This window comes from Ottowia sp., assembly GCF_035444425.1.
GTDB lineage: Bacteria > Pseudomonadota > Gammaproteobacteria > Burkholderiales > Burkholderiaceae_C > Ottowia.
The window spans coordinates 1-12,508 of record NZ_DAOMOQ010000004.1; the positions used below are offsets into that span (position 1 = coordinate 1).

The window sequence follows — 12,508 nt, forward strand, 5'->3', positions numbered from 1 at the left end:
ATGCGCCGAGGAGCGCAGCGGGCGGGGTGAGCGAATGCACCGCAGGATGCATTCGCATCGTGGTCTGACTCGCCGCAGCTGTCTGAACGGAGCGCTGAAAGCGCGCAGTGAGTTCTGCGGCGCACCCCGACCGCGAGCACCGCAGGTTGCCCCGTAGCGAAGCGCAGGGGACGCAGCCAGCAGGGTCGCCTTCTTTTGCCTACTTTTCTTGGCGAGACAAGAAAAGTAGGTGCGCCGCCGGGCGCACATCCCGGCCAGCAGCGCATCCAACCCCAGAACACCAAGAGACCCTCAGACACATCCCCTCGCCATAATCCCCAATCGCATGACCACCCCCACCGAGACAGTCATCTTCAAGGCCCTGGGCCTGACCAAAGTCTACGGCATGGGCGACGTTCAGGTGCATGCCCTGCGCGGCGTCGACCTGGAACTGCGCCAAGGTGAGTTCGTGGTCATGCTCGGCCCCTCGGGCAGCGGCAAGTCGACGCTGCTCAACATCCTCGGCGGGCTTGACGTGCCCACGGACGGCCAGGTGTGGTACCACGGCGAGGACCTGACACGCGCCGGCGATGCGCGCCTGACCCGGTTTCGGCGCGAGCACGTCGGTTTCGTGTTCCAGTTCTACAACCTGATCCCCAGCCTGACGGCACGCGAGAACGTGGCCATCGTCACCGACATCGCGCCCGACCCGATGCCGCCCGAGGAGGCGCTGGCCATGGTGGGGCTGGGGGAACGGCTGGATCACTTTCCGGCCCAGCTCTCCGGTGGCGAGCAGCAGCGCGTGGCCATCGCACGGGCGATCGCCAAGCGCCCGGTGGTGATGCTGTGCGACGAGCCGACCGGCGCGCTCGATTCCAGCACCGGGGTGCGCGTGCTCGAGGCGCTGGAGCGGGTCAACGCCGAGCTGGGCACCACCACCGTCATCATCACCCACAACGCGGACATCGCCCGCATGGCCCAGCGCGTGCTGTGGATGCAGGACGGCCGCATCGTGCGCGAGCAGGTGAACCACCAGCGTGCGCAAGCCAGCGAGCTGCAGTGGTGAGGCAGCGCGCATGAGGGCGATCCACCGCAAGGCGCTGCGCGACCTGTGGCTGATGCGCGGCCAAGCGATCGCCATCGCGCTGGTGATCGCCTCGGGCATCGCCATGCTGGTGATGTCGCAGGCCACGCTCGAATCGCTGCGCGACACCAGCACCCGGCTGTTTGCCGACCACCGCTTCTCCGACGTCTGGGCGCAGGTCAAGCGCGCGCCCGAGCCGGTGGCCGCGCGCCTGGCCGAGATCGCCGGCGTGAGCGAGGTGGAAACGCGCATCGTCGCCGGCGGCAAGCTGCAGTTGCCCGATTTCGGCGAGCCGGTGGAGGCCCTGGTGCAGTCGCTGCCAGACACCGGCGCGCCGCTGCAGAACCGCCTGTACCTGCGCGCCGGCCGCATGCTGGCGCCATTCGCCCACGGCGAGGTGCTGGTGAGCGACGGCTTCGCGCAGGCGCACCGGCTGAAGCCCGGCGACCGGCTGCGCGCCACGGTGTACGGGCGCTCCCAATGGTTCACCATCGTCGGCATCGCGGTCTCGCCCGAATACCTGAACCAGATCAAGCCGGGCAGCATGTTCCCCGACTACCAGCGCTACGCCATCGTGTGGGCGCACCGGCGCGCGCTGGAAGCGGCACTGGACATGAACGGCGCCTTCAACCAGGCCACGCTCCGGCTCGCGCCAGGCACCAGCGAGCGCGATGTGATCGATACCGTCGACCGCATCCTGGCACGCTACGGCGGGCGCGGCGCCACCGGGCGCATGGACCAGCTCTCCTACCGCTTCCTGCACGAGGAGTTCAAGCAGCTCGGCACCATGGCGCGGCTGTTTCCGGCCATCTTCCTGGGCGTGGCGGCGTTCCTGCTGAACGTGGTGTTCAAGCGCCTGATCAGCATGCAGCGCGACCAGGTCGCCATCCTCAAGGCCTTCGGCTACGGCACCCACCACGTGGCGCTGCACTACGGGCTGATCGTGACGCTGATCTGCCTGCTCGGCACGCTGATCGGCGTGGCGCTGGGCGCCTGGCTGGGCACGCTGCTGGCGGGGGTGTACCAGCTGCACTTCCGCTTTCCCTTCCTCGACTTCGTGCTCGGCTGGCCGGTGGTGGCGATCGGCGCCGGCGTCAGCCTGGGCGCGGCGCTGCTGGGCACCGGCTGGGCGGTTTATGCAGCGGCCGGCGAGCCGGTGGCGCAGGCCATGCGGCCGCCGGCGCCGGAGCACTTTCGCCGCACGCTGGGCGAACGCCTTGGCCTCATGCGCTGGCTGTCGCAGCCCACGCGCATCATCTGGCGTCAGCTCGAGCGGCGGCCCGGCAAGGCGCTGATGTCGGTACTGGGCCTGGGCTTCGCCGGCGGCATCGTGATGATGGCCAACTTCCAGATCAGCGCCATCGACCGCATGATCGAGGTCGAGTTCCGGCTGGCGCGCCAGCACGACATCTCGGCCGCCTTCATCGAGGCCGCGCCGCGCCGTGCCGCCGACGAGCTGCGCGCCCTGCCGGGCGTGCGCCAGGTGGAAGGCGTGCGCAACGTGGCGGTGCGCCTGCGGCACGAGAACCACGCGGTGCTGACGGCCATCGAGGGCCTGCCCGAGGGCGGTACGCTGCGCCGCCCGGTCGACACCGAACTGCGCCACGTGCAGCTGCCGCCGCAGGGTCTGGTGCTGGGCGACTACCTGGCCCGACGCCTGCGCTTGGGCGTCGGCGACGCGGTCTGGGTCGAGGTGCTGGAAGGCCGTCAGAAGCAGCTGCAGCTGCCGGTGGTGGCGCTGACCAGGGAATACACCGGCATGTCGGCCTACATGGACCTGCAGGCGCTGAACCGTGCGCTCGGTGATGGCGACGTCATCAGCGGCGTGCTGCTGACGGTGGATCAGGACGCCCAGCGCCAGGTGCTGCACCAGCTCGATCGCCGCCCGCACGTGGTCGGCGCCGATTCCCGGCTGGCGGCGATCCGCTCGTTCTACGCCACGGTGGCCGAGATGACCGGCGTCTACACCTGGATCGCCGTGCTGATGGGCGCGGTGGTCAACTTCGGCGTGGTCTACAACTCGGCGCGCATCGCGCTGGCCGAGCGCGGACGCGAACTGGCCAGCCTGCGCGTGCTGGGCTTCACGCGCGGCGAGGTCAGCTACATTCTGCTCGGCGAACTGGCGCTGCTGGTGCTGCTGTCGATCCCGCTCGGCTTTGCCATCGGCTGGGGCCTGTCCTGGTTCCTGGCGACCGGCATGCAGTCCGACCTGTACCGCGTGCCGGTGGTGATGCACCCTTCGGCCTACGCCTTCACCGCGCTGGTCACGCTGGTCAGCGCCGTGCTGTCATCGCTGGCGGTGCACTGGCGCATCCGCCAGCTCGACCTGATCGGTGTGCTGAAAACCCGGGAATGAACATGAACGCCCCACTGCGTCGCCCATCCACCTACGAAACGACACCATGGCCGCCCCGAAGCTGATCCGCACCAGCCTCTACTGGCTGCTGGCCGCCGCCGTGTTGGCGCTGCTGGCCTGGGCCGCCATGCGCGAACCCGAGCAGCTGGCGAGCACGGCGCAGGTCACGCGCGGCCCGCTGGAAGTGACGTTCCAAGAAGAGGGCAAGACGCGGCTCAAGGCACGCTACGTGGTCACCGCGCCGGTGGCCGGCATGGTGCGCCGCATCACGCTGCAGCCGGGCGATGCGGTGCGCGCCGGCCAGCCGCTGGCCGATATCGAGCCGGCCACCAGCCAGTTGCTCGACGCCCGCACGCGCAGCCAGGCGCAGGCCGAGGTGCGCGGCGCCGAGGCGCAGCTGGCGGCCACGCACCAGCGCATCGGCGCCGCGCAGGCCGCCGAGCGCCTGGCGCAGACCGAGCTGCGCCGCGCCCAGACCCTGCAGCAGGCAGGCGCGGTCGCGCTGGAGCAGCTCGACCAGGCACGCAGCCGCGCCGACACCACGCGCGCTGAACTCGCCGCCGCCCAGGCCGACGAACGCGCCGCCGCCGAGCGCCTGGCTGCCGCACGCGCGCTGCTGGCCGACGAAGGTCGCGCCAGCGCCGCCGGCAAGCTGCTGACGGTGACGGCGCCGGTGGCCGGGCGCGTGCTCAAGCGCCCCCTGGAAAGTGCCACGCCGGTGCCCGTCGGCACCGTGCTGATGGAGATCGGCGATCCGGCGCTGCTGGAGATCGAGACCGAGGTGCTGTCCACCGACGCCGTGCGCCTGGCCCCCGGCATGGCCGCGCGCGTGCTGCGCTGGGGCGGAGAAGGCGAGCTGGCGGCGCGGGTCGCGCGCGTCGAGCCCGGCGGCTTCACCAAGGTGTCGGCACTGGGCGTGGAAGAGCAACGCACGCGCGTCATCCTCGACATCGACAGCCCACGCGAGCGGTGGGCCGCGCTGGGCGATGCCTACCGCGTCGAGGTCGAGTTCATCGTGCAGCAGGAAGCCGGCGTGCTGCAGTTGCCGGGCAGCGCGCTGTTTCGCGCCGGCGACGGCTGGGCAGTGTATCGGCTGGAGGGCGGCCGCGCGCGCCGCACGCCGGTCACGATCGGCCTGCGCTCGGCCACCGCCGCGCAGGTGCTGCAAGGCCTGGACGAGGGTGACCGGGTGGTGGTGCAGCCCGACGACCGCATCGTCGACGGCACGCGGCTGAAGACCACCGACGGCCGCTGATCCCGATTGGCGTCCAACGCCTGAAAATCCGTTCGCACTGAGCCATTCGACAAGCTCACGACAGGCTTTGTCGAAGTGCGGAGTCCAAGCACGACTTTGACCAACTCAGCCCGAACGGTTCCCGCTTGTTGAGCGCGATTTCGCACGAGCGTTGAAAACGGCGCCTACGCCGGCACCGCAGCCGGCCTGCGCATCGGCAGCTTCAGCGCCACCAGCGCGGCCGCCAGCAGCAGCAGGCCAGCGGCACCGAAGGACAGCCAGTGGGTGCCGAAGCGCTCGTAGCCCCAGCCGCCCAGCCAGGCGCTGATCATGCCGCCAACCTGGTGGCCGACATAGGCCAGGCCGTACAGCACGCCGACCAGGCGCACGCCGTACAGATCAGCCAGGATGGCCGACGACAGCGCGATGCTGCCGGCCCAGACCAGCCCGCCGATGCTGGCGGCCACGTACAGCTCCCAGTGCGTGCCGACCAGCACCAGCGCGAAGAAGCCCAGCCCGCGCACGCCGTAGATTGCCGCCAGGATGTTGCGGCGCGGCAGCCGGTCCGACCAGCGCCCAAGCACCAGGGTGCCGAAGATGGCGACGAAGCCGATCAGCCCGATGCCCATCGAGCTGGTGTGCGCGTCGAAGCCGTGGTCCATCAGCATCGGCACCCCATGGGTGCCGAGCAGGTTCATGCTGAAGCCGCAGGCGAACAGGCCGCCGCAGATCATCCAGAACGGCGTGCTGCGCAGCGCCTCGCGCAGCCGCGGCGCCGGCGCCGTTACCGCCACCGTCACCGGCGCCCCATCGGTGGCGGTAATCGGCAGCTGGTCGGTGCCGGCCGGCGCCTCGTCGCGCATCACGAACAGCGCCACCGGAATCGCCATCAGCGTCAGCACGGCGGCAAAGCCGACCAGGGTGGCGCGCCAGCCGAAGGCCTCGATCGAGGCCGTCAGCACCGGTGTCATGATGGCCAGGCCGGCCATCGAGCCGGTCGAGAGGAAGAACAGCGCCATGCCGCGCTGGCGCGTGAACCAGTGGCTGATGATGGGCGTGAAGGCCACCGGGCTGGCGAATGCCAGGCCGATCGACAGCAGCACGCCGAACGACAGCATGAAGGCGGTGGCGTCGGCCGCCACGACGCTCCACCAGGCGGCGGCGTTGATGATCACCGCGCTGGCCAGCACCACGGCGCGGGTGCCGTGGCGCGCGATCAGGTGGCCGGCCACCGGCATCGCCAGGCCATAGCAGATCATGCCGACGGCGACGATGCCCGCCAGCAGGCTGCGGCTGAAACCCAGGTCGTGCGCGATCGGCAGGAAGAACGGTCCGATCGACAGCCGCAGGCCGCTGGACAGCAGGGTCAGCAGCGCTGAAGCGGCGACGATGTTCCAGCCGAAGTACCAGCGCCCCATGGCCGTCATGGTAGATGCCGATCGGCTCAGGTGCTGGCGAGCCGGCCGCGTTCGAGCCGCAGCGTACGCCCGCAGCGCGCCGCCAGACCGTCGTCGTGCGTCACCAGCACGAAGGCGGTGCCGTGCTCGCGCGCCAGCTCCAGCATCAGCGCGAACACGCCGTCGGCGGTGGCGCGGTCGAGGTTGCCGGTCGGCTCGTCGGCCAGCACGCAGGCCGGCTGCGTGACCAGCGCGCGCGCGATCGCCACGCGCTGGCGCTCGCCACCCGACAGTTCGGCCGGTCGGTGCTGCACGCGCTCCTTGAGCCCCACCTGCGCCAGCATCCGCGCCGCGACGTCGGCTGCCTGCGTGCGCGAGCCGCGCCGGATCCACAGCGGCATGGCGACGTTCTCCAGTGCGCTGAACTCCGGCAGCAGGTGGTGGAACTGGTAGACGAAACCCAGGTGCCGGTTGCGCAGGCCGCCCTGCGCCGCTGCCGACAGGCCGCTGAAGTCCTGCCCGATCAGGCGCACGCTGCCGCTGGTGGGCGCGTCCAGCCCGCCCAGCAGGTGCAGCAGCGTGCTCTTGCCCGAGCCCGACTGGCCGACGATGGCCAGCGTCTCGCCCGGATTCACCGTGAGGTCAACGCCGTGCAGCACGGTGACGTCGAGCGGACCTTCGTGAAAGCGCTTGGTGACGGCTTCGGCCTCCAATACGGCCGCAGCCCCCGTTGAATCTGCGCGAGCAGTTTCTGAATTCATGGCGTGCCCTCATAAGGGCTGCGCAGCAAGCCCGATCTGGCGGCCGCGGAGCAGGCCACGCCGGAACGCCGTGGTCGGGGTCCCCCCGACCACCAGCGTTGTCCCCCCTCCGGGGGGAAGCCGTGTGAGCGGCTCAGGGGGGAGTCATTCATACCGCAGCGCCTCTGCCGGATTGACGCGGCTGGCGCGCCAGCTCGGGTAGATGGTGGCGACGAAGGCCAGCAGCAGCGAGATCACCGCAATCGGCACGATGTCGCTGGCCTGCGGATCGCTCGGCATCTGGCTGATCAGGTAGATGTCCTTGGGCAGGAAGCTGGCGCGGAACACGCCCTCCAGGAACGGCACGATGACATCGATGTTGAAGGCGATCGCCAGCCCCAGCACCAGCCCGGCCAGCGTGCCGATCACGCCCACCAGCGCGCCCTGCACCATGAAGATCTTCATGATGCTCGCCGGGCTCGCCCCCAGCGTGCGCAGGATGGCGATGTCGGCACGCTTGTCCTGCACCGTCATGACCAGCGTGCTGACCAGGTTGAACGCGGCCACGGCGACGATCAGCGTCAGGATGATGAACATCATGCGCTTCTCCAGTTGCACGGCGGCGAACCAGGTGCGGTTCTGGCGCGTCCAGTCGAGCAGCAGCAAGTGACCCGAGAGCGAGCCGGCAAGCTGGTCCGTCACCTCGCGCGCCTGGTGCAGGTCGCGCAGCTTGAGGCGGATGCCGGTCGGCCCCTCCAGCCGGAAGATGCGCGCCGCATCCTCCATGTGCAGCATCGCCAGCGCCGAGTCGTACTCGTAGTGGCCGCTGGAGAAGGTGCCGACCACCGTCATCTGCTTCAGCCGCGGCACCACGCCGGCCGGCGTGACCTGCCCGCTGGGCGCGATCAGCGTCACCTGGTCGCCCTCGCCCACGCCCAGCTTGCGCGCCAGGTCGCTGCCCAGCAGGATGCCGAACCCGCTCGGCACCAGCTTCGGCAGCAGCGTGTCCTTCATGTCGGCGGCGACGTCGGTGACGCCCGGCTCCAGCGCCGGATCGATGCCGCGCACGATCGCGCCCTGCATGGTCTCGCCGCGCGCCAGCAGGCCCTGCGCGCCGATGAACGGAGCGGCTCCGATCACCTCCGGGTTCTGCCGCGCCTCGCTCAGCGTGCGCTGCGGATCAGGCAGCGCACCGCCGTCGGGCGAGAACACCTCGACGTGCGAGATCACGCTCAGCATGCGTCCGGCCACGTCCTTCTGGAACCCGTTCATCACGCTCAGCACGATGATCAGCGCCGCCACGCCGAGCGCGATGCCCAGCATCGACGCTGCCGAGATGAAGGAGATGAAGCCGTTGCGCCGCGTCGCCCGGCCGGCGCGCGTGTAGCGCCAGCCGAGCAGCATTTCGTACGGCAATCGCTGGGACAAGGACATCGAGGCCTGAATCAAACCGCCCCGCTGGGGGGTTCCCGCGGCGCCAAGAGGCGATTCTCGCATCCCCGACAATCGGGCGCATGTCCACCGTCTCCCAGGCGTTCCACCTGCTGATCGCCGATGCCGCGCCGCTGCAGCCCGCAGGCGCGCCCCCACCCACGCTCCCGCCGCTGCCCCAGCTGGACGCACTGCTCAAGCGCCTGCAGCCCGCCGACACGCTGGCCTGCGAAGACGACACCCCCGACACGCCGCTCGAACGCGCACTGGCGCGTGCCCACGGCCTGCCCGGCGCCCCCGGGCAGGTGCCCTGGGCCGCGTTCGACACCGGCACCGTCGGCGTGCCATGCGCCTGGCTGCGGCCCTGCCACTGGCAGCTCGGCATGGACCACGTCAACTTGCTGCCGCCCGGGCAGCTCGACTTGAGCGAGGAGGAATCGCGCCGCCTGCTGGCCACCGCCGAGCCCCTGCTGCGCGAAGACGGCATCACCCTGCGCTACGAGCGCCCCGACGCCTGGCTGGCGCACGGCGAGCTGTTTCGCGGCCTGACCACCTGGTCGATGGCGCGCGCGGCGCAGCAATCACTGACCCGCGAGGTGCTGGCACTGGCGGCAACGCCGGCGCACAGTGCGCACCTGCGACGGCTGCAGAACGAGATCCAGATGCTGCTCTACACGCACCCGGTCAACGACGCGCGCGAGCAGGCCAGGCAGTGGCCGGTAAATGCGCTGTGGATCGAGGGCGCCGGCACGCTCGAGCACACCATCAGTCCCGGCGCCGAAGTGCGGGTCGAGTCGCGTCTGACACTACCCGCCGCCGCCGGCGACCTGGCGGCTTGGCAAGCCGCCTGGCAGACCATCGACGCCGATACTATCGCCCACGCCCGCCAGCGGCTCGCTGCCGGCGCCGAGGTGCGCCTGACCCTGTGCGGGGCGCAACGCGCGCAAACACTGCGGCCCGGCGCCGGCCTGGCATTCCGGCTGTCGAGCCTGATGCGGCCGCTGCGGCCGTCCGAACTGATCGCGCAGCTATGAAAATCGAAGTGCGTGACGTGCCGCCGCGGGCCGCCTGGGCGCTGGAGCAGGCCGGCGTGCACCCGCTGCTGGCGCGCCTGTTCGCTGCCCGTGGCGTCGCCAGCGCCGACGAACTCGACGCCGGGCTGGCGCGCCTGCTGCCGCCCGCCGGCCTGAAGGGCGCGCATGCGGCCGCCGTGCTGCTGGCCGACGCCATCGCCGCCGGCCAGCGCATCTGCTTCGTCGCCGACTACGACTGCGACGGCGCCACCGCGTGCGCCGTCGGCATCCGCGGCCTCCGACTGCTGGGCGCGCGGCAGGTGGACTACCTGGTGCCTGACCGCCTGGTCGACGGCTACGGCCTGACCGCGCCGATCGCCGAACGCGTGGCGGCGCGCGGCGCCGACCTGCTGGTCACGGTGGACAACGGGATCGCCAGCATCGACGGCGTGGCGCGCGCACGCGAGCTGGGCCTGAAGGTGCTGGTGACCGACCACCATCTGCCGGCGACCGAGCCGCCGCCGGGCCGCCCCAAGGCGGCGAGCGCCCCCCCGGGGGGCAGCGCACCATGCGAAGCAGGGAGCGTGGGGGCAGTCATCCTTCCCGCCGCCGACGTCATCGTCAACCCGAACCAGCCCGGTTGCGGGTTCGACAGCAAGTCGATGGCGGGTGTCGGCGTGATGTTCTACGTGCTGCTGGCGTTACGCGCGGAACTGCGTGAACGCGGATCTTTTGATGCAGCCAGCCAGCCGAAGCTCGATACGCTGCTGCCCTTGGTCGCCCTCGGGACCGTGGCCGACGTGGTGCGCCTAGACGCCAATAACCGCCGACTGGTAGCACAAGGCCTCAAGCGCATCCGCGCCGGGCAGATGAGCACCGGGCTGGCGGCGCTGTTCGCAGTCGCCGGCCGCAGCAGCCAGAAGGCGAGCACATTCGATTTCGGCTTTGCCCTCGGCCCGCGCATCAACGCCGCCGGCCGGCTGGCCGACATGACACTCGGCATCGAGTTGCTGCTGACGGACGATGCGGCGCGTGCCGACGAACTGGCGCGCACGCTCGACGGCATCAACCGCGAGCGGCGCGAGATCGAGGGTGGCATGCGCGAACAGGCGATGCAGATCGCCGCCGGCCTGTTCGACGTCGAGGACGAACCGCCCAGCGCGATCGCGGTGTTCGATCCGGATTTCCACGAAGGCGTGGTCGGCATCATCGCCGCGCGCCTGAAGGACCGGCTGCACCGCCCCAGCTTCGTGTTCGCGGCCAGCAGCGCACCGGGGCGCGAGCACGAGCTGAAGGGCTCGGGCCGCTCGATCCCCGGCTTTCACCTGCGCGACGCACTCGATCTGGTCGCCAAGCGACACCCCGGCGTGCTGCTCAGGTTCGGCGGCCATGCCATGGCAGCTGGCTGCACCATCGCCGAGGCGCATTTCGAGCTGTTCGAGCAGGCGCTGCAGCAGGTCGCCGCCGAATGGCTGGACGCCGCCACGCTGACCCGCCGGCTCGAGACCGACGGCCCGCTGCCGCCTGAATACCGCCGCCCCGACATGGTCGACACCCTGCACCACGAGGTCTGGGGCCAGGGCTTCGCGCCGCCGGTGTTCAGCGAGGAAGTCGAGGTGCTGAGCCAGCGCCTGGTCGGCGACAGGCACCTGGCGCTGAAGCTGCGCCACCATGGCCAGCCGGTCGACGGCATCTGGTTCGGCCGCACCGAGCCGCTGCAGCCGCGCACCCTGCTCGCCTTCCGGCTCGAGGTCGACGAGTGGCAGGGCGCGCGCCGCGTCCGGCTGCTGGTGGAAGGCGCTGCTCCCGCTTGACACCGATCCTTACGAGCCGGACAACCCAAACTGCACGCAACCCCAGGTCAAGTCGACAAAAAAAACCCGCAAACTCGAGCAGGATGCGGGTTGGATGGCTTCCGAGACTGTCCGAGTCTCCAAAATGGTGCCGCCTGTCGGATTCGAACTGACGACCTACCGCTTACAAGGCGGGTGCTCTACCAGCTGAGCTAAGGCGGCATGAGGCGCGGATTCTACCGTGCCCCCGGATTTCAGGCCCCTACTTGACCACCTTCAGCGCCGGCCGCTTGCGCCTGGGCGGCGGCGGGTCGGTGTCGGGCGCGTCGCTGTCGACGCCATCGTCGGTCGGCTGCACCAGTTGCATGCCGGCGCGCGGCGCCGGCGCGGCTTCGGGTGCGGCTGGCTCACCGGTCGCGGCTGGCGGTGCGTCGCCCTCGGCTTCGGCTTCAGCGCTCGGCACCGCGACCGGAAAGGCCATGCCCTGGCCGTTCTCGCGCGCGTAGATGGCCAGCACGCGGTCCATCGGCACCATGATCTCGCGCGCGACACCGCCGAAGCGGGCCTTGAAGCTGATGAAGTCGTTGTCGAGCTTGAGCGCGCTGGTGGCGTCGAAGCTGACGTTGAGCACGATCTCGCCGTTCTGCACGTATTCGCGCGGCACCTGCACGCTGTCGTCGGCCAGCACCGCGATGTAGGGCGTGAGGCCGTTGTCGGTACACCATTCGTGCAGCGCCCGCACCAGGTAGGGGCGGGTCGAGGTGGATTCCAGCGCGTTCATCATAGCCTGTCCCGCAGCTTATTTGCGCATCACCTTCTCGGACGGCGTCAGCGCCTCAATGTAGGCCGGGCGCGAGAAGATGCGCTCGGCGTACTTGAGCAGCGGCGCGGCGTTCTTCGACAGATCGATGCCGTAGTAGTCGAGGCGCCACAGCAGCGGCGCCAGCGCGACGTCGAGCATGGAGAAGTTCTCGCCCAGGATGTACTTGTTCTTCAGGAACACCGGCGCCATCTGGGTGAGGCGGTCACGGATGTTGGCGCGCGCCTTCTCCAGCGCGCGCTCGTTGCTGCGGGTGGAACGGTTCTCGAGCGTGCTGACGTGCGTGAACAGTTCCTTCTCGAAGTTGAGCAGGAACAGGCGCACGCGCGCGCGGTCGACCGGGTCACCGGGCATCAGCTGCGGGTGCGGGAAGCGCTCGTCGATGTACTCGTTGATGATGTTCGACTCGTACAGGATCAGGTCGCGCTCGACCAGGATCGGCACCTGGCCGTACGGGTTCATGACCGCGATGTCCTCGGGCTTGTTGTAGAGGTCGACATCGCGGATCTCGAAGTCCATGCCCTTCTCGAACAAGACAAACCGGCAACGGTGGGAGAACGGGCAGGTGGTCCCCGAGTACAGCACCATCATGGCGAATAGCTCCTTGAAAAACCAAAAGAGTGGGAAGCTCGCCGCAGGCCGGCGCACCCCCACTCCAAGA

At 70.0% G+C, this 12,508-nt stretch carries 10 protein-coding genes and 1 tRNA gene; 5 read left to right on the plus strand and 6 right to left on the minus strand.

Annotated features, from left to right (window positions below; all coding sequences use genetic code 11):
* Positions 1 to 325: 325 nt before the first annotated feature.
* Genes PK606_RS02500 through PK606_RS02510 form a run of 3 tightly spaced genes read left to right on the plus strand, consistent with a single transcriptional unit; the run spans position 326 to position 4,674 of the window.
* The gene (locus tag PK606_RS02500) at positions 326 to 1,045 is read left to right on the plus strand and encodes an ABC transporter ATP-binding protein (RefSeq protein ID WP_324560226.1); all 720 of its coding nucleotides are present in this window, start codon (positions 326 to 328) and stop codon (positions 1,043 to 1,045) included.
* Positions 1,046 to 1,055: 10 nt separating this feature from the next.
* Entirely contained in the window at positions 1,056 to 3,419 is a 2,364-nt protein-coding gene (locus PK606_RS02505; RefSeq protein ID WP_324560229.1) for an ABC transporter permease, read from the plus strand.
* Positions 3,420 to 3,465: 46 nt separating this feature from the next.
* Positions 3,466 to 4,674 carry an efflux RND transporter periplasmic adaptor subunit gene (locus PK606_RS02510; protein ID WP_324560231.1) on the plus strand — a complete coding sequence of 403 codons (1,209 nt, stop codon included), beginning with the start codon at positions 3,466 to 3,468 and terminating at the stop codon, positions 4,672 to 4,674.
* Positions 4,675 to 4,838: 164 nt separating this feature from the next.
* On the opposite strand, the gene PK606_RS02515 is transcribed toward PK606_RS02510, so the two are convergent.
* The 3 genes from PK606_RS02515 to PK606_RS02525 all read right to left on the minus strand — a co-directional run bounded on the left by PK606_RS02515 (position 4,839) and on the right by PK606_RS02525 (position 8,224).
* The gene (locus PK606_RS02515; protein ID WP_324560233.1) at positions 4,839 to 6,071 is read right to left on the minus strand and encodes an MFS transporter; all 1,233 of its coding nucleotides are present in this window, start codon (positions 6,069 to 6,071) and stop codon (positions 4,839 to 4,841) included.
* Positions 6,072 to 6,097: 26 nt separating this feature from the next.
* Positions 6,098 to 6,811, minus strand: coding sequence for a lipoprotein-releasing ABC transporter ATP-binding protein LolD (gene lolD / locus PK606_RS02520; protein WP_324560235.1), 714 nt, complete (start codon positions 6,809 to 6,811; stop codon positions 6,098 to 6,100).
* A gap of 144 nt (positions 6,812 to 6,955) precedes the next feature.
* Positions 6,956 to 8,224, minus strand: coding sequence for a lipoprotein-releasing ABC transporter permease subunit (locus tag PK606_RS02525; protein WP_502920774.1), 1,269 nt, complete (start codon positions 8,222 to 8,224; stop codon positions 6,956 to 6,958).
* A gap of 80 nt (positions 8,225 to 8,304) precedes the next feature.
* Here PK606_RS02525 and PK606_RS02530 point away from each other — a divergent pair, with 80 nt between their 5' ends.
* Complete coding sequence (locus tag PK606_RS02530; protein ID WP_324560237.1) at positions 8,305 to 9,255, plus strand: phosphoglycerate mutase; 951 nt, start codon at positions 8,305 to 8,307, stop codon at positions 9,253 to 9,255.
* Entirely contained in the window at positions 9,252 to 11,048 is a 1,797-nt protein-coding gene (locus PK606_RS02535; protein WP_324560239.1) for a single-stranded-DNA-specific exonuclease RecJ, read from the plus strand. The genes PK606_RS02530 and PK606_RS02535 overlap by 4 nt, the downstream gene beginning before the upstream one ends.
* A gap of 125 nt (positions 11,049 to 11,173) precedes the next feature.
* Here PK606_RS02535 and PK606_RS02540 read toward each other — a convergent pair.
* The 3 genes from PK606_RS02540 to PK606_RS02550 form a co-directional block, all read right to left on the minus strand.
* Positions 11,174 to 11,249 (minus strand) — tRNA-Thr (locus tag PK606_RS02540).
* A gap of 40 nt (positions 11,250 to 11,289) precedes the next feature.
* Positions 11,290 to 11,811: a ClpXP protease specificity-enhancing factor gene (locus PK606_RS02545; RefSeq protein ID WP_324560241.1), complete on the minus strand. Its 522-nt coding sequence runs from the start codon at positions 11,809 to 11,811 to the stop codon at positions 11,290 to 11,292.
* Between the two features lie 15 nt (positions 11,812 to 11,826).
* Positions 11,827 to 12,438, minus strand: a complete 612-nt coding sequence (locus PK606_RS02550) for a glutathione S-transferase N-terminal domain-containing protein (RefSeq protein WP_324560243.1) — start codon at positions 12,436 to 12,438, stop codon at positions 11,827 to 11,829.
* Positions 12,439 to 12,508: the final 70 nt, after the last annotated feature.

Coding starts and splice junctions, on each gene's coding strand:
- PK606_RS02535 (WP_324560239.1), top strand. CDS start 9,252: ATGAAAATCGAAGTGCGTGACGTGCCGCCGCGGGCCGCCTGGGCGCTG.
- PK606_RS02525 (WP_502920774.1), bottom strand. CDS start 8,224: ATGTCCTTGTCCCAGCGATTGCCGTACGAAATGCTGCTCGGCTGGCGC.
- PK606_RS02515 (WP_324560233.1), bottom strand. CDS start 6,071: ATGGGGCGCTGGTACTTCGGCTGGAACATCGTCGCCGCTTCAGCGCTG.
- PK606_RS02505 (WP_324560229.1), top strand. CDS start 1,056: ATGAGGGCGATCCACCGCAAGGCGCTGCGCGACCTGTGGCTGATGCGC.
- PK606_RS02550 (WP_324560243.1), bottom strand. CDS start 12,438: ATGATGGTGCTGTACTCGGGGACCACCTGCCCGTTCTCCCACCGTTGC.
- PK606_RS02500 (WP_324560226.1), top strand. CDS start 326: ATGACCACCCCCACCGAGACAGTCATCTTCAAGGCCCTGGGCCTGACC.
- PK606_RS02545 (WP_324560241.1), bottom strand. CDS start 11,811: ATGATGAACGCGCTGGAATCCACCTCGACCCGCCCCTACCTGGTGCGG.
- PK606_RS02510 (WP_324560231.1), top strand. CDS start 3,466: ATGGCCGCCCCGAAGCTGATCCGCACCAGCCTCTACTGGCTGCTGGCC.
- lolD (WP_324560235.1), bottom strand. CDS start 6,811: ATGAATTCAGAAACTGCTCGCGCAGATTCAACGGGGGCTGCGGCCGTA.
- PK606_RS02530 (WP_324560237.1), top strand. CDS start 8,305: ATGTCCACCGTCTCCCAGGCGTTCCACCTGCTGATCGCCGATGCCGCG.